This is a genomic window from Paenibacillus sp. FSL L8-0644 (assembly GCF_038008165.1).
Taxonomy (GTDB): domain Bacteria; phylum Bacillota; class Bacilli; order Paenibacillales; family Paenibacillaceae; genus Paenibacillus; species Paenibacillus polymyxa_D.
This window is the reverse complement of sequence record NZ_JBBOYN010000001.1, coordinates 237,228-259,566: the sequence shown is the minus strand read 5'-3', so window position 1 is coordinate 259,566 and position 22,339 is coordinate 237,228. Positions and strand designations below refer to the sequence as shown.

The window sequence follows — 22,339 nt, the reverse complement described above, 5'->3', positions numbered from 1 at the left end:
TTATTTCTAGAGTTAAACTAACCTGCCCGTGAGCTGAATGAAGCAACGTCCGTCTAATACTTTATTTTCCCAGTCTAGAACTTTAGCTAGCTCGTAGCCAGATTGACATACGTTCGCGTGAAATCAAGGTTCTTCAAGTCCCTTTGATCTATAAAAAACTCCAAATACCCCGCGTCCCACCAGCACATACCAACCTCGTCCAAAGAAGAGACCGAGAGCAGAACATGCCAATTTTCCGAAGCCTGATCGTGCTTTTCCCGATTCGTTTGATATTCTTGTAGCTGAGGCAGCACTTCGGATCGTAAATGCTCCGCATAATCCGTACTCCCCCTATGCGTAGCTTGCTCGATTTCCTTATGAATCTGACTCTCACTCTTATGCCAGTTAAACAGAAGACCCTCAAGCCCGTTTCGGCGTAGATAAGCATCCCGCCGGGTGTTCCCTGCAAAAGATTGATGCTGCCCCCACACCGTGTCACTTTGTTCACATACAAGCTCATACAGCTCTTCGTACTGATCTACAAGAATATCTCCTAGCTCACCCTCCGACCGAATGGTAATAATCGGCTGAAAGGAAATCGCATAGGCGGTGAAATCTCGTTGCTCTGCCGAAACCTCTACGCACCCAGCGGGCGGTAATGTTTTCTGCAAAGCGCTGCTGTCACCGTTATAGTAAAAGATTTTATGGTCAATATCATAGGCGGGCTCATCCAGCCCAAGAAAAAAGTATAGTATGCCCTGATGAGGCAATCCCTCAAATGGTGAAAAAGGCAGCTCACTCAAATTAATTTGAGCAATAAACGTATAATATTCCCCGTCTAAATTACAAGGCCACTCTATCGTGGGTGGCAGATCTGGATAGCCGGCGATCCGACTATTTCCAATGTGTTCGTAGTTTTCCTCATGCTCCACATGAAATTGTATAGCAGCTTGTGCTTCCTGATGAATCTCTTCTTTTAAATCTTCATCCAGTGAATGTCCTTCCAGTATTCGAGTCAGTTCATCCTTTAATGGTGGTTGTAGCATCTCACTCGCCCCTTTTATCAAAGTATTATGTATTGCACTCTCATTCAATCTCTCTTAAATCAGATTATCAAATTATAGTCTGATAAGCCATGCCTGCTGTAAAGCGGAAATGCACTAGACATTGTTCATAAATGTTTTGTGATAGGCATTCCGGTATTGGGAAGGAGTCATGTGGGCTCTCTTTTTGAACAAACGCATAAAATACTTCTCATCGGTATAGCCTGCCTCTTCGGCAACCTGCTTAATGCTCATATCTGTACGGGAAATCAACTCTTTGGCTTTGTTGATACGAATACTGTGAATGAACTCCAAGGGGCGCATACCTGTGTTTTGCTTGAACAAACGAGAGATATAATCCTTGTTATAATTGAATTTTCGAGCTAAATCCGTCACGGTCAGCGGCTCTTCGGCATGAATTCGGGTCCACTCAATAATTTTGTTAAAACTCACATTCCCCTGTGAATGAGCAGGATTGGAAAGCAAGCGGCTAAGCGCCAGTTCTGATATCTCGATCAGCAGCGAGGTGAACAAATAATTGGCACTGTGATACGTAAGATAATGTGAGTTGGCTACATGCAAAATCTGATTGACGATAATATGAATCCGATCCCCGTTGTCTGCCTGTACACATTGCGGTAAATAGATATCCCGCATCTTGCCATGACGCTGCAAAAGTCCATTCATAGCACTTGTTTCCTGCTTCATTTCCTCATTAGATAGTACATTCGGGGTCGCGGGAACATCGAAATGAAACCAATAAAATTTTACACCCGGCAACGATTCCCGGTATCCTTTATGCGTACGACCGGGGTAAAGCAATAGAATATCTCCCTCGCCTACTTCAAAATCCTCCCGTTCCTCTCGTATATATACCGTCTCTTGGACACCCAGGATCAGCTCAAAATTATCAATGGAGCGACTCATATGCTTCCAAGGCACCTCGGAAACAAACTCGCCTGCGGAGATCAGTTGGATTGGAGCATCTACATTTACTTTTAGATAGGTCATGTTATCGCCTCTTTAGATTCATGTTCGGATTTGTCCACCCATTGTATGGTTAAGCTACTGACATACCGCGATTCCAATGCTAATGTAGTGGAGAAATATACACTTTCATCTTAGCTAAGGAGCGATGATTTTGAAAGCTAAAGCTTTTGACTTGCATAAAGTAAGAATTGATTCCGGCCCACTTTTACATGCGATGGAACTGAATACGGCCTACCTGCTGAGCTTGGAACCCGACCGTTTATTATCGCGCTTTCGTGAATATGCGGGACTGGAGCCCAAAGCGGCTCACTATGAAGGCTGGGAAGCGCGTGGCATCAGCGGACATACACTCGGTCACTACCTGTCCGGCTGTGCACTGATGTTTGCCTCCACAGGCGACGAAAGACTGTTGGAACGCGTGAACTATGTAGTCGACGAACTGGAGATATGCCAAAACAGTCATGGAAACGGATACATTTCCGGCATTCCACGTGGGAAAGAGATTTTTGAGGAAGTAAAAGCCGGAGATATCCGCTCCCAGGGCTTTGATCTGAACGGTGGCTGGGTGCCGCTATATACCATGCACAAACTTTTTGCGGGCTTGCGTGATGCCCATCTGCTGGCGCATCATCCCAAGGCCCTGTCTATAGAAATCAAACTCGGCAACTGGCTGGAGGATGTACTTCAAGGACTGGACGATGATCAGGTGCAGCAGGTGCTGCATTGCGAGTTTGGCGGTATGAACGAGGTGCTGACCGATCTGGCGGAACATTCGGGAGAAGAACGCTTTTTGAGTCTGGCGGAACGCTTTTATCACGGAGAGGTGTTAAATGATCTCGCAGATAGCCAAGATACGTTGGCAGGGCGACATGCCAATACGCAAATCCCCAAAATCATTGGCGCTGCACGGCAATTTGAAATGACGGGGAAACCGCAATATGCGGACCTATCTCGCTTTTTCTGGGATCGGGTGGTTCACAAGCATTCCTACGTGATCGGCGGCAATAGTTATAATGAACATTTCGGTGAACCTGGCAAGCTGAATGACCGTTTGGGCGAAGGTACCTGTGAAACTTGTAACACCTACAATATGCTGAAATTAACAAGACATATGTTCGAGTGGGACGCCTATGCAGCCTATGCCGACTACTATGAACGAGCGATGTTCAATCATATTCTAGCTTCACAGCAGCCTGTAGATGGACGTGTGTGCTATTTTGTATCGCTGGAAATGGGAGGACACAAGTCCTTTAATTCTCAATATGAGGATTTCACATGCTGTGTCGGGTCCGGTATGGAAAGTCACTCCATGTACGGCACTGCAATTTATTTTCACACGCCAGAAGCGATCTATGTCAATCAATATGTCCCTTCTACTGTGACATGGGACGAGATGGGCGTACAGCTCAAACAAGACACTCTCTTTCCGCAAAATGGACGGGGAACGCTGCGCGTTATCAGCAAGCAGCCCAAATCCTTCGCAATCAAGCTAAGATGCCCGCACTGGGCGGAGCAAGGGATGCTGATTAAAATCAACGGGGAAGAGCACGTCACAGAGGCCTGTCCTACCAGCTACGTTGTAATGGAACGGGAATGGAGCAATGGGGATACGATCGAGTACGATATTCCTATGACCGTGAGAGTCGAGGAAATGCCGGATAATCCACACCGAATTGCTTTTATGTACGGCCCGCTTGTACTGGCTGGGGACCTTGGCCCTGTTGAACAGGAGTCCAACGAGGAACGTCTGCTTGCGTCTGTTCTGATCGGATCGACCGATTCCCTGACAACGAAGCTGATTGCTGACGGGAACGAGCCTAATACATTCCATATGACCGACTTAGGCTATATCGGAGACTTGCAGCTTCGTCCGTTTTATCAGATGTATGATCGTTCATATACCGTCTATTGGGATCTCTTTTCCAAGGACGAATGGACAGCAATCGAGGCAGAATATCGTACCGCGTTAGCGTATCAGCTAGAGCTGGAACGACTTACAGTGGACGTTGTGCAGCCTGCCGAAATGCAGCCTGAACGGGATCATGCCTTTACTGGAGAGCATGTAGGTCTAGGGTCCATCTATAACCGCAAATATCGCGATACCTGGCCTGGGGGCTGGTTCTCTTTTGTCATGAAGGTGCTTCCGGATGAGCCTGTCCAATTGGCGGTTACTTATTTGAAGGACTTGAGCCGTCCCCATAGTGACTTTGACATCACTGCGGATGGTCTGATTTTAGGGGAAGGCAAGCTGGAGTCTGAGGAAATGAATAAATTCGAAACGTTCGTCTATGAGCTTCCTCTATCTGTGACGAACCACAAGAATGAAGTTACGATTCAATTCAAGGCCCATCCACAAGGAAAAGTGGCGAAAGTAGCTGGATTACGAGTGATTAGACACTCTATTGTATGATCAAATTATCTATATAAATCTACTATTCCGCCTACTGCGTTTTGATGTTCGTTTTTTTAAAGGAAGTTTATAAAACAACAAGCAGACGCTTCTATAAGCTGTCTGCTTGTTCCACTTACTTCCTTATAACTTCGATTCATCGTCATTGCTTCATGTTCACTTCACAGCATGTTCATTTCGCGGAAACTGTCTCTAATCTTGCGCAGCTCTTGCTGTGCTCGACCATAGCGGGAAGCGTAGGTCCAAGCAAGCACTTGATGATAATGCGAAGGTGTTTCAATCGTGGTCACGTTATACATGGCCAGATTCCCATCTATTTTTCCTTTTAGGGTAAACTCAATGGCAGGATATCCGTTCACCACCATATCTGAAGCGGTCCCCAATTCAGGGTCCGTAATTCCTGACACCAAATGATCCTCAATGATTCCTTTATATTCTTGAAGAGTCATACTGCTGTCAAAATCGCTTTTCGGTTCAGACAATACAATCAGATATCTTTCGGTAAATTCATTTTTAATGGCGATGTCCGCATCCTCATTAATCCTATTATCTCGTGACCAATTCCAGGGAGCCGTAACCGCAAACTGGCTATCCTTACTGGTAAATACCTCAGGCTTCATGATTTGCGTAATGAGCATAGAAATTAAAGATACAGCAAAAACCATTGAAATGATCGTCGTCAGGATGATTGCTCCTGCAATAATCCCGGTTTTCTTTCTGCCCACCTTTCCCAAATCCCTTACCTTAACCACATATGTATTCGCAGCCATATCTCCAATCCGTTGTTTCCGAGGTGTCACCAGCACACATATACCGGCGGGCAGTCCCATGAAAAGCAGCGGATTCGTATCGACCAGATGTATGAGAGTGCGGATCAAGGATTTAACCATGCCTGGCGGCCTTCCTTCTCCATTCACAACCTGAATACGAAGTACAAACTTGCCCAGCGTATAGCCTGTAAGTCCTTCCAGTAACAGATAATAGCAGAAGGAGCCGATCAGGAAGAGCATCACTACCATACCCATATTTGGGGTTTCCGCTTCAGCTACTTTTTCCGCTGTAAAATATACCAGCCCTCCGTACCCAAAGACGATAAGAATGAAGTCAATCATCCAAGCCGCCCATCTTCTGAAAAAGATAGAGGCACCGTATGTTTCTGATAATACTGCCATCTTATCCGGTTCTCGTCGCTGATAACCGCCATTCCTCACAAATTCTCCCGGAGCTACTGTAGATGGATTTTTCAATAAATTAGGTTCTTCCAAATGATACACCCCTGATGTCAATTTAATCCTAGTTAAGTATAGCATCCTTTTTCATCCAATGGAGCAAGCCTGACAGTGCACTGGAGTAAACCGAATCCCGCCGATGAACAAACCACACCTCTAATTTACGATATTCCTCAGGTAAACGATGAGAAGCAATACTTCCCGCCTCCTCTGCCTTTGCAATCGACGATTGTGGCAACATGGACACTCCCAGGCCAGAAGCTACACCACCCAAAATGACTTCCAATGTCCCAAACTCCATAACCTGATACGCATCCACACCTGCTTCGCTCAGAAAGCTTTCCGCTCTTGTACGATGCGTGCAGCCTACGTCGAAGAACAGCATAGGCTTGGCAAGCAACTTGCTCATATCACTTTCTCCCGGTTCCGAGATGAGTACCAACTCCTCTTCAAACGCCGCAACATGCTCTATATGCGGATCATCGACGGGGCCATAGACGAACGCTCCATCTAATTCGTAATTTAATACCTTTTGTACGAGATCATGGGTGCTGCCTGTCATAAGCGATAGATGGACATCAGGATATTGAGCGTGATATTCCATCAATAAAGAGGTCAGATGCGTAACCGCCGCCGTCTCAATCGAGCCCAGTCGCAAAGGTCCCGCGGGCTGGTCTGAATATTGAGTGGACTTTACAGCCTCGTCTAGCAAGGTCAGTATGGTATCCGCATATTTCAGCAGATTCTCTCCTGCTGGCGTTAACGTCATTCCCCGGTTAGATCGGCGAAATAGCGGTACGTTCAATTGTGCCTCAAGCTGCTGAATCCGCGAAGTCACATTGGACTGTACATAATTCAAAACTTGCGCAGCCTTCGTGATACTGCCCTCGCGAGCGACGGCCCGAAAAATTTTCAAATCACTGCTTTCCATGTATACGTCACCTGCTTGGTATGATCATTTGTGATACTCACGTTCGATTTTGTTCATTTTACCGGATGCTTGCCGCTCTGTACAATTCAATATACATGCAATTGCATCTAAATTCGCACCACGGGAGGTTTTAAAATGAAAGCCGTGATACATGCCAGCAAAAACGGCCCTGAGGGTCTGATGTATACAGACGTTACGGACAGACAGCCAGGGAACGATGAGGTGAGGGTAAAACTCAAAGCCGCAGGCTTGAACCATCGAGACTTATTCCTCATGGCAGATCGAGCTGCCAACGATGCTCCACTCATTCTCGGATCCGATGGAGCAGGTGTGATCGAGGCTGTGGGTGCTGGCGTCCCAACCTCGCTGGTAGGCACCGATGTAATGATCAATCCCTGTATCGGATGGGAGAATACGCATCATGTTCCCTTGGTTCCAGCCATTCTGGGCGGACCCTCGGATGGAACATTCGCTGAATCGGTTATCATCCCCGTCCAAAATGCCGTCAGTAAACCAGCATACCTTTCATGGGAAGAAGCAGGGGTACTGCCTTTGTCTGCTTTGACCGCTTACCGCGCGCTCTTCACAAGAGGCCAATTGCAGGAGGGTGAGCACGTCCTCATTCCCGGTATTGGCGGTGGTGTAGCCACGTATGCCATGCTTATGGCTTTAGCGGCAGGTGCACGGGTCAGCGTCACATCACGCAGCGAAGCAAAGAGGCAGGCTGCCCTCGCCCATGGCGCTAATCATGCATTCGACAGCCATAGCGGATGGAAAGAAAATATGAACGGAGACACCGTGGATCTGGTCCTTGACAGTATCGGTCCTGCTACGTTCGATAAATATTTGGATGTCCTCAAGCCAAACGGTCGGATTATTACATTTGGCGCAAGCTCAGGAGATCAAGTAGAGATTCCACTGCGGTCTATATTTTTTCCTCAAATCAGCATCATCGGCACCTCTATGGGTAGTGGCGAGGAATTCGCAGCTATGCTTCAGTTCATGGAGCACCATGCACTCCATCCGATTATAGATAGCGTATTTCCTCTACAAGACACAACGCAAGCCTTCAACCGTATGCAGCAGGGAGCGCAGTTAGGCAATATAGGAATCAGGATAGAGTAAGGAGTCTGAACGAAGTATAGGAATGGAAAAAAATCCACTACCGTAAAATGCCTTCATCCAGAAGTCAATTTTATGGTAGTGGACCTATTTAGTCGATCAAACGATGCTGGACCCATTTGTTGCCCCGGAAGCGCCAAAGGAAAACGAGTCCCCGCACGCCCCATTCAATATCCATAGCCAACCAGACACCAACAATCCCTAAGTTGAACACAATGCCCAAAATATACCCGAGCACCACCCGACACAACCACATGGACAGCATTGAGGTGAGGGACGTAAATTTTGAATCACCTGCTGCCCTTAGTGCAGAGGGTGTGATAAAGGCAATGGACCAGAGCGGAATCTGGGCCAACGTATTAATCAGTATGACAACAAATATGTCATCTACGATTTCGGCAGGCGGATGAAACAGCCCCACCATCGGCTCAAACAAAGGCATCAGGATTAATCCCATTACAATAAACGAACAAGACGACAGCCAAATAAACGATTTGGTAAACTTGCGGGCATCCTCGACATTTCGACGTCCCATGCATTGACCGACCACGGTTACAATCGTAAGAGCCAAAGCATTCGCAGGGATTTGGAACACGTTAGCTAGGGATGAGCAAATGGCATTCGTCGCCAACGCATTGGTTCCCAGACTCACAATGAAAATTTGGGTTAAAATTTTCCCCCCATTAAAAAACATCTGCTCCGCTGCAAAGGGAAGCCCGATAAACAAAATCTTTTTAAGCATGGCCAGATTAAAGTAAAGCATATCTCTAAGCTGAACACGCAAGTCATCATCTACCCTGACCAAATAGATCAGCGCGCACACTGCTCCTGCATATCTGGACACATTGACGGCAATCGTCATGCCCAGCACACCCATATCCAATACATTAATGAATACCACATTGAGGAGCACGTACGAGAGGTTCATGATGAGAGAAAGAGCCAGCGATGCCCTCGTCTTCCCGATCCCCCTCAGCGCTCCACACACCGCCTCAACGATTGCAATCCCCACAAAAGACATACAACTTCCCAGTAGATATACCTTACCGTTAGCTAATACATCAGGCGAGGCGGAACCAAACAGAACACTCAAAATCGGATTGTACAACACGATCATAAACAAACTGATACATAAGGCCAGCAAGGAAACGGAGGAAATGGTACCGGATGCGGCTTTAGAAACCATGAGGTCGTTACCGCTCCCCTTATACTGTGCCACGACAACCGTTCCCCCGGTAGACACTGCGACAAACACATTAATCAGAAAAATATTCAAAGAATCAATCATATTTACGGCACTGACTGCCGCCATCCCCGACGAGCTAATCATGGCCGTGTTCACCAAATTAAGACCCACGATAAAAGCCTGATCAATCAGCAGCGGGATAAACAGCGCAATCATCTGTCGATAATCAATAGACTCTCCTGAAAAATGCTTATTCAGAAAGCCATGTGTTCTCATCCTTACACTCAGTTGACTCATATCATCACATTCTTTTTCTCAAATTGAAAAAAACCCTTCAACAGAAGAGCCTTCATGGCGAAAAAATGTATAAAGTTGCAAGGCTAGATGTGTCTAGTTCTTGATTCTGTACACTTTTCTCTACATAGAAGTATTGCTCCAAAAGAAAATCCTGTCAATGGTCTTGCTCACATTTGAATAGAAAATAACAGAAAAACCTGCTCAGCTCAGTGAACAGGTTTTGCAGCAGTATTATAATGCCTTAATATGTCATTAAAACCTTGTTAAAAGAATGTCTATGATCTTCTCGCAATCAAATCTTGTTGAATAGAAGCTTCATTCTTTTCGAATTTTTTATAAAAAAACATAGGAATGATCCCGATCAAGAAGATGATAAATGGCAGCCAGATAAAGCTGAACTGAATGCCAGACAACGCCGTAGGGGTTTGAACTTGCCCAGCGATGTAACCGGTGCTGCCCATGATCCATGCTGGCAATAATCCGCCAATTCCGCTACCCGCTTTAATACAGAATGCGCTTCCAATGGAGGTCAGAAAGCCACTTGCCCGAATACCATTTTTCCATTCCCCATAATCGACTGTATCTGACAACATCGCAAACGGCATAGAACATGCAAAGCCTGATCCTAACGCACCAATAATCCAGCCGATAATAATGAGAGTTAAGTCTGTACTTCCCATTAAAATCACGACTTGACCCAGCGCAGCTAATATCAATCCGATAATCATAATCGCATTTTTACTTAATTTTCTGGCAAAAAACGGAATCAGAACCATCGAGATCAACTGTAAGGAGGTCAGTCCATTGATTAAAGGTACTAAGTCCTTACTGTCCAGATTGTATTGCAGATAAAAGATGAGCGTTGCTGAACGAATATTCAAACCGATCCAGTAACACAAGTTGGCAGCTACAACGAGCATCCAGGGCCAGTTTCGTTTGATCGCTGTGAAGCTTTTAGCAATGGGAACGGACTTCGTTTTCACTGCTGCATTTTCTCGCAAATCGGCAAACGCTATGAAAAACATAATAATCGCCATGATTCCAAATAAAACAAGCGTTAAGGAAAATCCTTTTTGATCATTCCCCTGTCCAAAGAAAGCAACCAAAGGTAACGTAAACGTCGTGGCGATGAAGAAGCCCACATTCCCCCCTACCATGCGGAAGGAGTTCAAGACGACGCGTTCATTAGAATTGGTGCTCAGGTTAGGCAGAATAGACGTAATCGGCGTACTAATTCCTGTGTACAGGATGCCGGCTATGATATACGTAATGGCGGCATATGCAATTTTGCCCGACTCACTCCAATTGGGCGTCGTAAACGTAAGGACCATGAACACAGCGAACGGGATTGCTAACCATAGAAAATAGGGTCTGCTCTGGCCGTATTTTGACTTCGTTCGATCAATCAGGATGCCCCAAATCGGGGCATCAATAGCATCAATAAAACGGGTGATAAATAGTAATGTCCCGGCAATCCCGATAGAAAGACCGAATACATCTGTATAAAAATATAATAGATAACTGGAAATGACACAGTACAACAGATTGCCGGCCGTATCCGTTAATGAATAGCTGATTTTACGATGAAAAGGAACGGTACTGGGTGCCTTTTCCGGTGGTTCCGTACTCACAATTCTCGTACTCATGATCTTTCCTCTCCCCATGCGAATGAATTATGATTCATAAACCCATACACGCATTTCCCCTTTAGCCCGATTGCACCAGGCGTAGTAAGGAATGGCGGTAATTTGTTGAGGAACAAATTCAGGAGGCTCCGAGCTATATAATGCATTCGAACTTTTTACCCGGTATCCCTCTATGGTCAGCTTTACAATGCCACCCAGCAGGTTTTCGCTGAACTCTTCCGTAATGAGGCTATCCTTCGTCAATCTTAATCCTGCCAAATTCGCTCCATTATCCACTTCTTCCAGGCAAAACACGACTGGGCCGCGTTGGAGAGCAATTTGCTGCTGGTTCATGGAGACCAGCGGATTGCTCCGAATGCGCTCAACCGGCATAGCCAAATGCAGAGTTACCACATCTCCGTCCTTCCAAGTACGCTGAATCTCGATATAGCCTTTTTCCAAATGGTCTAATGATATGGCTTCCCCATTCACCTTTACCTCTGCCTGCTTGCACCAACCCGGAATCCGAAATGCCCATTTGAAGGAAGTCGACTCTGTTACGTGGATCGAAAATGTTAGATCCGCATCCCATGGATAATGATGAGTTTGTGTAATTTCAACCTCATGACCAGATAAAGTCATGTTCACCTTGCTGGCAATGTACAGATGCGTATACAACGTATCGTCCGTTTGGGTGTACATATTGTCCTCAACCGATGCAATCATTCGTGCCAAATTGGGCGGACAGCAGGCGCAGAAAAACCATTTTTGCCGTTCTGTTTTTACATGCTCTTGATCTTTTCTGGATTTTTGAAAGGGATTAACCTCCAACGGATTCACGTAGAAAAATCGTTTCCCGTCCAGGTCCATCCCACTAATCGTCCCGTTGTATAGCGCACGCTCCAGAACATCGGCATATTTCCGGTCTGGCGCTAAGCGCAACATACGATTGGCCCAAAAGGCCAGCCCTACAGAGGCGCAAGTCTCACAGTACATGCTGTCATTAGGAAGATCGTGATGGCAAGTGAACGCTTCCGCGTTTACAGTAGAACCGATCCCTGCGGTGATGTACATTTTGTGATTCGTGACATCATCCCACAGCGTTTCACAGGCTTGTAACAGGGAAGTATCTCCTGTTTTCGCAGCCAAGTCCGCCATCGCAATATACAGATACACCGCTCTTACCGCATGGCCGACTGCCTCTTTTTGTTCCCGCACAGGTTGGTGTGCTTGCTGGTATTCGAAGCCTAAACCAAAATTAATGTTGTTCTCATCATTCCAGGTGGGCTCTGTTTGAATATGTTTTCTCTTTTCTTGTTCCTCTGCAAAGTAAATAGGATGCTGTCCCCGCTGTTCAATAAAATATTGCGCTAATTTGAGATATTGATCCTTTGCCGTTACGTCGTATAATTTGATCAAGGCCAACTCAATTTCTTCATGTCCCGGGTAGCCTTTCCGTTTCCCTTCTTCCGTACCAAAAATCTGCTGAATCAGGTCTACGTATTTCTCCATAATGTGAAGAAACTTCGTTTTGCCCGTCGTTTCATAATAAGCAACAGCCGCTTCTATAAAATGCCCTGCACAATACAGCTCATGGTTGTCTCTTAGGTTCGTCCAGCGATTGTTGGGTTCCTTAAGCAGATAGTACGTATTCAGATACCCATCCTCAGCTTGAGCTCTTCCCAACAATTCAATCACTTCATCAGCCCGCTCCTCAAGCACAGGATTCGGATGGTCCCTTAAGCTAAAGGCAACCGTCTCCAGCCACTTGGCAATATCACTGTCCTGAAAAACAGTTCCATAATACTCCCCACTGGATTCCCCGGCTGCAATCCTAAAGTTTTCAATCGCATGACTGGGTTCTGTATCTGGTAATTCATCATTTAATGCTTTCCACTGATAAGGAATAACCTCTTCCGCTACAACCTGCTTATACTTTTTCCAAAATAAATCATCAACGATGACATGCTTCACTGGCTTTGCCGTTTTCATTGGATAAACATCCCTTCCTGGAAATAGAACGCTTTCATTTTTGAAAAAATAAGGATAAAGTAATGATAATATCGTACAAGCTACCTGAGTTCCCCTTGCTACAGTCCTTATTTTATCAACCTGAATTTATAAAAAAAATCGCGATCTTTAACTAAAACTTATACGATTTCACACACAAAGGAGCTGGCTTCCATGAGCAAAACAGACTTTCTATCATTCCTTGTCCCTCCGCTGCCTTATTTCATTGAGGGGAATTTTACTACATATCAAAAAGGGGATTGGCACCCAAATAGGTATAATCTGGGTTATTTTGACGTAATAATCATTAAAGAAGGATTGCTGCACATTGGCGAAGAGGACGAAGTGTGGAAGGTACCTGAAAATTACGCTCTCATTCTTGAACCGGATAAACATCATTTTCCGATTGAGGCATGTACAGAACAAACCTCATTTTACTGGTTCCATTTTCAAACCAATAGCATGTGGTGCGCACAATCCTCCTCCAATCCTATTATACCCAGCACTCCCATTCCCGAGCTGCATTTTCATTCAGAACATACGACCATTCATTTGCCCAAAATTCAAAAAGTAGTGAATCCACATGAGCTATTTTCGAAATTAGACTATTTACTAGCCTCTACTTTAAAACCTAGAAAACTGGCACTATGGGAGGCCCAACAGACGTTTGTGAATGTTTTCCAGAGTTTGGAGTATGATCAGAATAATAAAGACAGCTCCTCTAAGTTGGCGGAACAGATCGAAATATACCTAAAACAGAATTACAAAAATACAATCACCAATAAAGATTTGGAGACCCATTTTCACGTACATCAGAACTATCTCGCTAGATGTATGAAGGTCGCCTTCCAGCGCACACCGCTTGAATATTTAATGGATTATCGACTGGATCAAGGGCGTAGTCTTTTGCTGCAAACTGACTGGTCCGTTCAACAAATTACGGAGGAAACGGGATTCTCCCAAGCAAGCTATTTCTCCAAATGCTTTAAAGAAAAATTCGGAATGTCTCCAAAGAATTATAGACAACAATACTGGAAACCAGTTCATTGAATGCTTACACCTCCTTTACACTCTCTTTACATTTTCATTGTATCCTTTTGATATTCTCGCTTTATACTGAGTCGGTTATATCATTTGCACTTCAGAAAAGGGGCATACATATGAAGTCAACTAAACTCGCATTATTAGCCATGTTAACGGGGGTTCTGATATCACCAGAACTGACCCATGCGGCAAACATTCAGCCGTCCGGGTATGCACCCCTACGAACACAGGCAGATAAAATGGGGGCGACCATTACATGGGACAGTGATGACCAGTCTGTTTTGGTCAAACTGAAAAATGGCATTGTCGGAACCTTTACAGTTGGTGAGAAGGAATATCGTCTAGCTGGACTAACCGGAAAAGCAGACCAGGAAATTAAGATGATGAATGGAACTGTATATCTTCCTACAAAACTCCTTACAGCGCTTGAAGCGGAGAATAGCAAATATGCAGATCCTAAGGACGCAGTTCCCACCTATAAAGTGATCCCTTCTGCCGAAACCGAAGCCGTGGAGGATGGAGAAGACGCAGCCGACGACCCTGCAATCTGGCTCAACCCCGTCGATCCGGAGAAAAGTAGAATTTTAGCAACCAATAAAGGCGGCGGGATTTTAGTTTATGATCTGGAAGGCAAGCAACTGCAAAACATGAAGGTCGGAAAAATGAATAACGTGGATCTTCGTTACGGTTTCACATTGGGCGGCAAAAAAATGGATATTGCAGGGGCAACCAATCGAACCAACAACACGATCGATATCTTTGCCATTGACGGTGCATCAGGAAAGCTGACCAACGTGGTTGGCAAACCCATTAAAGCATCTATGAAAGAAGTATACGGATTCAGCCTATACCATAGCCTCAAGACAGATAAATTTTACGCGCTCGTGTTGGGCAAAGAGGGTGAATTTGAGCAATATGAGCTGACTGATGACGGAAGCGGCAAAATTGCAGGTAAGCTTGTCCGCCAGTTCAAGCTGAATACGCAATCCGAAGGCATGGTTGCTGATGATGAATATGGTACGATCTACATCGCTGAAGAGGATCACGCCATTTGGAAGTATAGTGCCGAGCCAGACGGTTCATCCGAGCCGCTGCGACGTGTGGATATTGCAGATGGGCGCAGACTTCACGATGACATAGAGGGACTTACATTGTATTACGGTAAAGATGGCAAAGGGTATCTCATGGCCTCCAGCCAAGGAAACAGTAGCTATGCGATTTATGAACGACAAGGCGACAATGCATATATAAGCAACTTTACGATCAGCGCAAGCCCTACCGTCGACGGTACGTCTGTCACAGACGGTATTGATGTTCTTGGCTACGGATTAGGCAAGAATTTCCCGCATGGTATCTTCGTTGCACAAGATGACGAAAATCTTCAAAACGGCAAAAAGTTAAATCAGAATTTTAAAATGGTACCTTGGGAGCGAATCGCTACGGGTGCCCCTACCCCGCTAACGATAGACGATGGCATTAACCCACGTGAACTGGTAAACAGAAGCACGCAGTAATGCCTGTCGGGGAAATCAACTCAACATTCCGACTCTATTCATAAAAAAAGAGGTGTTCCAAAAGCCATAAAACGGCTACTTGGGACACCCCTTTTTGTTTTTAAGCGGAAAAAGGTTTAAGATCCAGCACCAACACATTTACCGAGTTGGCTGGTAAGTCTAAGAGAACAGAATCCGTCTGAAGCGTGATCTGCTGTTCGGTAGGCACTACCTTCTCATCATTCTTCTTGTTCACGTTAGGTACATGAACAAGCGAGGAATCGCCGGTTAGTGTAATCAGCTTAGCGATGGACTCAACACTCAAATCTTGTAGATTCAGCTGTGTTGCCTTATCCACGTTGTCGGCGTTCACCAGCTTCACATATACATGCTCAGCATCTTGGGTTACCGAGTTGAACACGTCTCTGTTGTAAGCCTCCAGCTTGTAGTCCAGCACCTTGCTGGTTGTCTCGCCGTCGGTGTATGAGCAAATCAGATTACTGCCCGTTTCACCGCCGTAGTTCACTGTTATGGTGTAGTCCGTGTTGTCAGCCAACTCTTCATAGCTAGCTGCTCTCAAGTTACCTGCCGCTGTACTCGAAGAGTAGTCACCCAATGTGTAGCCTTCTATGCCTTGCTTGTAAACCTTCACGCCGGTAGCCTTGCCGCCATAGCCGATCGCGTATTCGACGACGTTCTTTTTCTCCGCAGAAATATCCGTGAGACCCGCACCCACATAAAAACCGTCCGTGCCGGAAATGCGGGAAGCGACCACCTCTACCTTGTAATTGCTCCAGCTATCGTTCAAGATGTATAGACCATTCAGACCGCTATCCTGAGCTTTGAGGACAAGCCCCTTGCCTTCCTCCACTGTAGAGCCCACGGAACCGGGAATGACTTGCCATGCTGAATTCAATTCCTGGGTAAAATCTTGATCCAGCAGCACACTGCCATCCTGATTGGAACTAACGGTCACACGCTTAATCATAACTTCGGCGTTGCCTGTCGCGATTTCAATGCCACCCTGAGGAATGAGATCCGTCGGCTTGCCACTTTTGTAAGTAGAGAAAGAAGTGCGCAATACTTTATTTCCCAAATATTTAGCATACATTTGCTGTACATAGTAGTTCGGCGTAAACCACACTGTTTCGTCATCGAACCAGATGCAGTCTGGCGTCCATCTGTAGGTTCCATCTGTCAGCACCTTGTTAAACAGCGGTGCATAGGCAGCCAACCGAACGACATCGGCATTATTTTCGAAGCCCGTCATCACCGCTGCCTCTGCTACAGCGCCTGCCAATGTATTTTTATCGGTTGAGGCGTACTCCCCGACAAAAACCTTTGATGTCGCTTTCCAATTGATACTACCGTCCGCGTTATAAGCTCTGTAGTAGTAGTTATAGCGGTCCACGTTATTCAGCAGGTACTCGTTAGAACGATAGTAGTGCTCGTCTGCAATGGTGTCCATATAATCCTTTTGCTTCTCATACCAGGTAACAGTCTCTTCCGTCACCTGGTTACCATCAGCAAAAGCAACCTTAGCCGAGCCCTTCATATTACCGCTCAGGAACTTCCAGCCCTGCTGATAGGCATCGTCGTCCGCTTGAGCGCCAACCGTAGAGATGATATGCAGCTCATAACCCGGATAGTTTTTCTCCATGTACTCATCAATCGATGTCTTGAACACTTCAAAGTTGGCAAAGAACTCTGTGCCCCAGTTCTCGTTACCCACACCCAAATAACGCAGATCGAACGGTGCTTCATGGCCCATTTTTTTACGCATAGCAGCCCATTCATTATGTTCAAAATCCACACTGATCGCAAAGTCGATCAGATCCGTAAAGTTCTTAATATAGTATTCTCTTAATGCGCCTCCAGCGGGATGAGCATAATCCGAGCGGGCTTGGCAGAGCACGCCGCAGGCCATAACCGGAAGCGGAGCTGCATTCAGGTCTTCTGCCAACTGGAAATATTCCATATAACCAAGACCCATGGTCATCATATAGCCCCATACATTAAAGTTTTCCTTACGCAGCTCGATATCCCCAATCGATTCCTTCCAATCGTAAACGTTTTCCCATATAAATGAACCCTCGGAAATACAACCACCTGGAAACCGCAAAAACTTCGGATGCATGCCAACCAGTGCGTTCACCAGATCTTTTCTCAGTCGGTAGTTAGGATTTCCCTGGAAGTTAGCATGTGCCGATGGGGATTGCGCTTCCTCTCCTGCGCCCCATACATCTTGTGGGAATAAAGAAACCATATCAACCGAAATGTCCCCTTCAAATGTAAGCGCCAGCTGCCCGAGAACCGTAGCTGAGCCTGTCAGCACAAGCTTGGAATCAATGCCATACTTCTTCCACGTGTTGCCGCCTTCCACCTGTATCGTAACCGAATCACTAATGGCCTTTTCATTCGAATCTTGCAGCTGCAGTGTGATTGTGCCCGCTGAATCAGCCTTCGCCCAGATGGTAAACTCATACTTGGCACCCTCTTGAATGGACATGGCGCAATTCTGGTTAGAGTCGGAAAAGCCCTTGTTCCGAATCGTTGCACCATCCGCTACCATCACATAATAAGAGTTCACTTCTTTGTCTTTTGCGCCTAAAAACTCATTTAATCCACCGCTATGTCGTGGAGTCATCTTGTCCGTATCACCAGACCAGGCGAACAACGGGTTGCGGTTCCGTCCTGTAGAGCAGCCGCATTCACCGGAAGCATGGGAATACGTATCAAACTCGAAAGATTCAAAAGAGCGATTCTGAACGAGTTCCGCATATATCCCGCCATCTGCTGCGTTATTGATATCTTCATAGAACAAGCCGTACATCACTTCGCTGACATCCAGCACTTCCTTATTTCCATGAATGGTCAGCGTGTACGGAGGCAGCTGTTCAGGAAGAACGGATACTTCAAAGCTTTCTTCAATCTGGCTTAGGCCCTTCGTCAATAAAGCTGTGACGGTAACCCCTTGTGCGGAGGTAATCGCCTGCACCTGACCATTGTCAGAGAGTATACCAGGTTGGCTGGATTTCCAGGTCACTTCTACTCTTCCACCCATCAGAACGGTTGGCAGAGATAAGTCCTTGGTCACAATCGTCGTCGGAAAGGACAAATATTTATCTCTGGCAAGCTTCACGATCTCTTCATCTGTCAACGAATCGCACATGACCTCAATGACTTCATCTGCCGACAAGCCTGCTTTATAAATTCGAAAGTCTGAAACGGAGCCGGCAAAGTCTACATCCGCCGCATGCTGAGAGCGACCAATAAAATTGTTGCTGTAGTTGGACGAGTCTGTAAACGTTTCGAACCATTTACGCAGCTTGGCATAGTTACCGCTGGAAGTTTGACTGATGGAACCGTCCGCTACCACCTCACCATTGACATATACCACCGGACCCGCACTGCTTAATGTGCCGCCTTCTGTACCGATTACGGACAAGGCTATGTGCATCCACTCATCCCTGACAAAACCTCTTCCCGGGTCTACGGACAAATCCGCCTCGGTGAAAAGGGTTCCGCGCAGATTCCGTGTCATGAACATATATGGCCCTGTATGGGCTTTACCAAAATCAAAAACACGTTCCCACATATCTGTGAATCTGCCGAAGTTGACCCAAGCAGTAACCGTCACACCGGTGTTATCGCTTACATCTTTGAATAGATCGGAAGGAAGCTGGATATACGAGGTACCGTTGGGGCCTCCCTCAAGCGTCAATGCCGCTCTACCGGTAGCATGGGAAATTGTGGGTGTTACTGTGCCTGAAGCAACCCCATCGTTACCTTGCCCTGAGCTATCTTTGCCGACGTTCTCTGCATCATCAAACTTGTAACGCGCAATGATTTGATCTTGGAATTTGGTCATCTTCGTTGCTCCTATACCTATAATTTATTAATGTAATAACTAATTAGTTAATATAAATACATACTATACAGCTATAGTACCTTATCCTGAGTACCTTTTTCAATCCAATAAATCAGATTTATAAAGAAAATACTTGAACGAACTACATAAAAAAGCAGCTATCACAGAAGATACTCTGCGATAACTGCCTTTTGACTTGTAAAGAAGCTTGGCCGTAGCTATGTTATCCGTTCAATTTTTGTCCACAATTCGGACAGAAGTTAGCTCCTTCGTTTTTTGTACCGCAATTCGGACAAAAATTGGGCTTATTCCCGTCTCCAGATGAAGGGGGATCAGCAGGTGTAGGCTGAGTCTCAGCCGAAGGCTTTGGGTTCGGGTTTAAATTTTTCATCATTTCATTTGCTATATTCATCCCCATCATCATACTCGCCATATCCGAAGCTGCACCGCCGCCTTTTACATTACCCGATGCAATCCCGTCCGTCATCGTCACTTGTTGGTACTTTTGCAGATTACCGATCATTTCATGTGAAGCGGTCTTCGTAATCATATCTTGGATTTCTTGAGGATAATTGAAGCTCATCACATGAAAGCCAGTAATCGTCATACCATTGTCCATCACTTGCATATCCAGATCTTCTTGAATACCTTTTGAAATGTCAGAAGCATTCGCCTGCAGATTGAACATGTCCTTTCCTTCTCTGCTGATCCACTTCATCAATAACTGATCCAACACCGAAGTAATCCGTATTTTCACATCCTCAACGAGATAACTGTCCTTCACTCCGGCAATCTTATCGATGAGCGTAACATAATCGTTCACTTTAAAATTAAATGTGCCATTGGCACGGATCGGCATACCGCCTGGCAGCTGGGGAGTCGGGATCAGCACCGGATTCTGCGTCCCCCATTTGACAGTAAACTCCTTCGTATTAACGAATAAGACCTCTACCCTCATACCACTGTTAAAACCAAATTTAAACCCTTTTAAGGTGGATAGAAATGGAATAATGTCAGAGTCCATGTTATATGACCCTTCATTCTCAAAAATACCCTCTATTTTGCCGTTATTTACAAAAATCGCGTCTTGACCGGAGCGGATAATTAACTTACTTCCTTTTTTAATTTCACGATTACTCCACTTCCAGAAAATCATATCATCTCTAAATTCTTCCCACTCTACAACATTTGCAAATTGATTTCTGAAGAATCCCATACTGTATCCATCCTTTCCGTTTAGGATTTTTGCAAAATCCTCAGTTAAAATGATCCTCTGCTGCCGCTATGCGAATGACCGCCGCTGGTAGTTCCGCCACCACCGCCTGAGCTACTGCTACTGCTGCTCTTTTCAATCTTCCGTTTCGTTGTCGTTGTGTGAAGATACTGATCTCGATGCTCCAGAACTCCTGAAGCGTTCGCATCCTCGTAGGTCTGTCGATTTACCGTAACCCGACCGCCAGAATTGGAAACCATCTTGCCCACGATCATCGCCGCCAATCCCAGTGCAATCGCCAAATGAAGCCAGCCTTTAAAAAATATACTGTCTGGGTTCACCCCTGGACGGATCGCCAAATATTTGTGCGCGCCTAGAATATACTTTTGAAATGCCAGCCCATAGTTGCCGTTCGTCAGATCCGGGCTAATCTCATGGCGTATTTTAGTAAGCCTGTCATCATCCAGATACCGTTCTGCCTTATAAAATCCAGCTAAGTATACCTCTCTATTTCTCATATCCATCGTTAAAATAACCGCGTTCCCATGAGCTCTGTCATACCCTGGGCCATGGTCATCATAAAAGTCCTGCGTCATTTTCATAACATCCATATTGTCGGGATTGGGGGTTGTATAAATAATAATGTCCGTTTCTCTTTCAGCCCCGTATTGATTAGCCATCGTGTTCAACACATCATACTCTTCCTGATTGAGCAAACCCGCTTCGTCATAAATCAATGGCTTCATTTCTGTCGTTGCTGGTTCGCCCTTCATTTCCATAGGAAGCGCCAGAAAAACAGCAAAGAACAACAAAACGGCTACAATGGCTCTATGTCTTTTCAATAGAATTCTCCTCCCATCATCAACCAAGTGATTAACCTTAATGAAAAGAGAGTCATGCCGAAAATGCCTGCAAACCAAGCCGTCACCTTGAACTTGCTAATCGGAGGCTTACCGACTACCTTGCCCGTCTGTCCGTTCATAGCAAACGTATGCTCCAATTGATTATAGTCATAGTGTATGACCCACACCGGGAGCAGGACATAATCCGCTTGTTTTAATGTAGTATCAACTTGCTTTTCCGTATAACTCACGGCCGTATACTCTGACACCGTAGAATGAATATAAGCATCAATATATTCCTTCACTTTTTCTTTAACTCGCGGGAAAAGCTCTTCTTCGTTATAACTGTACTTCTCCGCAATATAACCTGCTAGATATGGCGTTTTAAAGGGTTTTAGCTGATCGTATGGAAATGGCTCCAATTTATCCATCAACTCGTCGTTCATTTTCTCCGCAGCATCAATCGGAACCTTTACATAATTCAAACGGATTTTCCGATATACATCAAAATGCTTCGTTTCCGTATATTCGTAGTCTCCACTCGTATAGGTTCGCACTTGGGTACCTTCACCTTGAACCTCAATTTTATTATGTAATTCATATAACCAGAAAGGCACATACATCCCGGTTATTCCCTTGATTCGGTCTGCTATCATGAACCGATTCGGCGTCAGACGGCCATTCTTGCACCATTTTTTGAAAGCAGCTATGGCTTCTTCCTTACTGATTGAAAAAGGAATAACCTGCGCTGGAGCCAGCTTCCCAGTCAGTCGATCCCCGAGAACCACGGCAGAACCACAAAAGCTGCACACCGTTGCACTCGTCTCCACTTCGGTCATAATCACCGCTCCGCAGTTATTACAATGATACTCATGAGCCTCATCTTCTGAAAAAATACGATTTATCAGAGGATCAGGAATAGATTCGATATTGTCCTCTCTTCCGCAACTATGACAGGATAACCTCCCTGTCTCACTGTCAAAGACCATACCGCTGCCGCAGTTGGGGCATTTGTATTCGATAACCGGCATCTGCTCACCTCTTCATGTAGATA

At 45.5% G+C, this 22,339-nt stretch carries 15 protein-coding genes; 4 read left to right on the top strand and 11 right to left on the bottom strand.

Annotated elements, in window-relative coordinates; all coding sequences use genetic code 11:
* Positions 1 to 86: 86 nt before the first annotated feature.
* Both NSS94_RS01115 and NSS94_RS01110 read right to left on the bottom strand, forming a co-directional pair.
* Complete coding sequence (locus NSS94_RS01115; RefSeq protein ID WP_341038339.1) at positions 87 to 1,025, bottom strand: YwqG family protein; 939 nt, start codon at positions 1,023 to 1,025, stop codon at positions 87 to 89.
* Between the two features lie 114 nt (positions 1,026 to 1,139).
* The gene (locus tag NSS94_RS01110; protein WP_029516915.1) at positions 1,140 to 2,033 is read right to left on the bottom strand and encodes an AraC family transcriptional regulator; all 894 of its coding nucleotides are present in this window, start codon (positions 2,031 to 2,033) and stop codon (positions 1,140 to 1,142) included.
* Positions 2,034 to 2,163: 130 nt separating this feature from the next.
* Here NSS94_RS01110 and NSS94_RS01105 point away from each other — a divergent pair, with 130 nt between their 5' ends.
* A complete protein-coding gene (locus NSS94_RS01105) occupies positions 2,164 to 4,422 on the top strand; it encodes a beta-L-arabinofuranosidase domain-containing protein (RefSeq protein WP_341038337.1) in 2,259 nt (752 codons plus the stop codon).
* Positions 4,423 to 4,583: 161 nt separating this feature from the next.
* Here the strand turns inward: NSS94_RS01105 and NSS94_RS01100 are convergent, their stop codons facing one another.
* On the bottom strand, positions 4,584 to 5,732 hold the full coding sequence (locus NSS94_RS01100) for an RDD family protein (protein WP_049816965.1): 1,149 nt from the start codon (positions 5,730 to 5,732) through the stop codon (positions 4,584 to 4,586).
* Complete coding sequence (locus NSS94_RS01095; protein WP_165149324.1) at positions 5,716 to 6,582, bottom strand: LysR family transcriptional regulator; 867 nt, start codon at positions 6,580 to 6,582, stop codon at positions 5,716 to 5,718. Before NSS94_RS01095 ends, NSS94_RS01100 begins: the two co-directional genes overlap by 17 nt.
* 135 nt (positions 6,583 to 6,717) lie before the next feature.
* Between NSS94_RS01095 and NSS94_RS01090 the strand changes: the two genes are divergently transcribed.
* Complete coding sequence (locus tag NSS94_RS01090) at positions 6,718 to 7,707, top strand: zinc-binding dehydrogenase (RefSeq protein ID WP_341038335.1); 990 nt, start codon at positions 6,718 to 6,720, stop codon at positions 7,705 to 7,707.
* A gap of 88 nt (positions 7,708 to 7,795) precedes the next feature.
* Here NSS94_RS01090 and NSS94_RS01085 read toward each other — a convergent pair whose 3' ends face one another.
* The 3 genes from NSS94_RS01085 to NSS94_RS01075 form a co-directional block, all read right to left on the bottom strand.
* Positions 7,796 to 9,187, bottom strand: a complete 1,392-nt coding sequence (locus tag NSS94_RS01085; RefSeq protein WP_069010166.1) for an MATE family efflux transporter — start codon at positions 9,185 to 9,187, stop codon at positions 7,796 to 7,798.
* A 275-nt stretch (positions 9,188 to 9,462) separates the two neighbouring features.
* The gene (locus NSS94_RS01080; RefSeq protein WP_341038334.1) at positions 9,463 to 10,833 is read right to left on the bottom strand and encodes an MFS transporter; all 1,371 of its coding nucleotides are present in this window, start codon (positions 10,831 to 10,833) and stop codon (positions 9,463 to 9,465) included.
* A gap of 27 nt (positions 10,834 to 10,860) precedes the next feature.
* Positions 10,861 to 12,804, bottom strand: coding sequence for a glycoside hydrolase family 127 protein (locus NSS94_RS01075; protein ID WP_341038331.1), 1,944 nt, complete (start codon positions 12,802 to 12,804; stop codon positions 10,861 to 10,863).
* A gap of 192 nt (positions 12,805 to 12,996) precedes the next feature.
* On the opposite strand from NSS94_RS01075, the gene NSS94_RS01070 reads away from it, so the two are divergent.
* Both NSS94_RS01070 and NSS94_RS01065 read left to right on the top strand, forming a co-directional pair.
* The gene (locus tag NSS94_RS01070; protein WP_341038329.1) at positions 12,997 to 13,872 is read left to right on the top strand and encodes a helix-turn-helix transcriptional regulator; all 876 of its coding nucleotides are present in this window, start codon (positions 12,997 to 12,999) and stop codon (positions 13,870 to 13,872) included.
* Between the two features lie 110 nt (positions 13,873 to 13,982).
* The gene (locus NSS94_RS01065; RefSeq protein WP_341038326.1) at positions 13,983 to 15,380 is read left to right on the top strand and encodes a phytase; all 1,398 of its coding nucleotides are present in this window, start codon (positions 13,983 to 13,985) and stop codon (positions 15,378 to 15,380) included.
* 100 nt (positions 15,381 to 15,480) lie between these two features.
* Here the strand turns inward: NSS94_RS01065 and NSS94_RS01060 are convergent, their stop codons facing one another.
* The 4 genes from NSS94_RS01060 to NSS94_RS01045 form a co-directional block, all read right to left on the bottom strand.
* A complete protein-coding gene (locus NSS94_RS01060) occupies positions 15,481 to 19,230 on the bottom strand; it encodes an alpha-L-arabinofuranosidase C-terminal domain-containing protein (RefSeq protein ID WP_341038324.1) in 3,750 nt (1,249 codons plus the stop codon).
* A gap of 223 nt (positions 19,231 to 19,453) precedes the next feature.
* Positions 19,454 to 20,446, bottom strand: coding sequence for an SPFH domain-containing protein (locus tag NSS94_RS01055; RefSeq protein ID WP_341038322.1), 993 nt, complete (start codon positions 20,444 to 20,446; stop codon positions 19,454 to 19,456).
* Positions 20,447 to 20,490: 44 nt separating this feature from the next.
* Positions 20,491 to 21,285 carry a TPM domain-containing protein gene (locus tag NSS94_RS01050; protein WP_341038320.1) on the bottom strand — a complete coding sequence of 265 codons (795 nt, stop codon included), beginning with the start codon at positions 21,283 to 21,285 and terminating at the stop codon, positions 20,491 to 20,493.
* A complete protein-coding gene (locus NSS94_RS01045; RefSeq protein ID WP_341038319.1) occupies positions 21,282 to 22,316 on the bottom strand; it encodes a TFIIB-type zinc ribbon-containing protein in 1,035 nt (344 codons plus the stop codon). Before NSS94_RS01045 ends, NSS94_RS01050 begins: the two co-directional genes overlap by 4 nt.
* Positions 22,317 to 22,339: the final 23 nt, after the last annotated feature.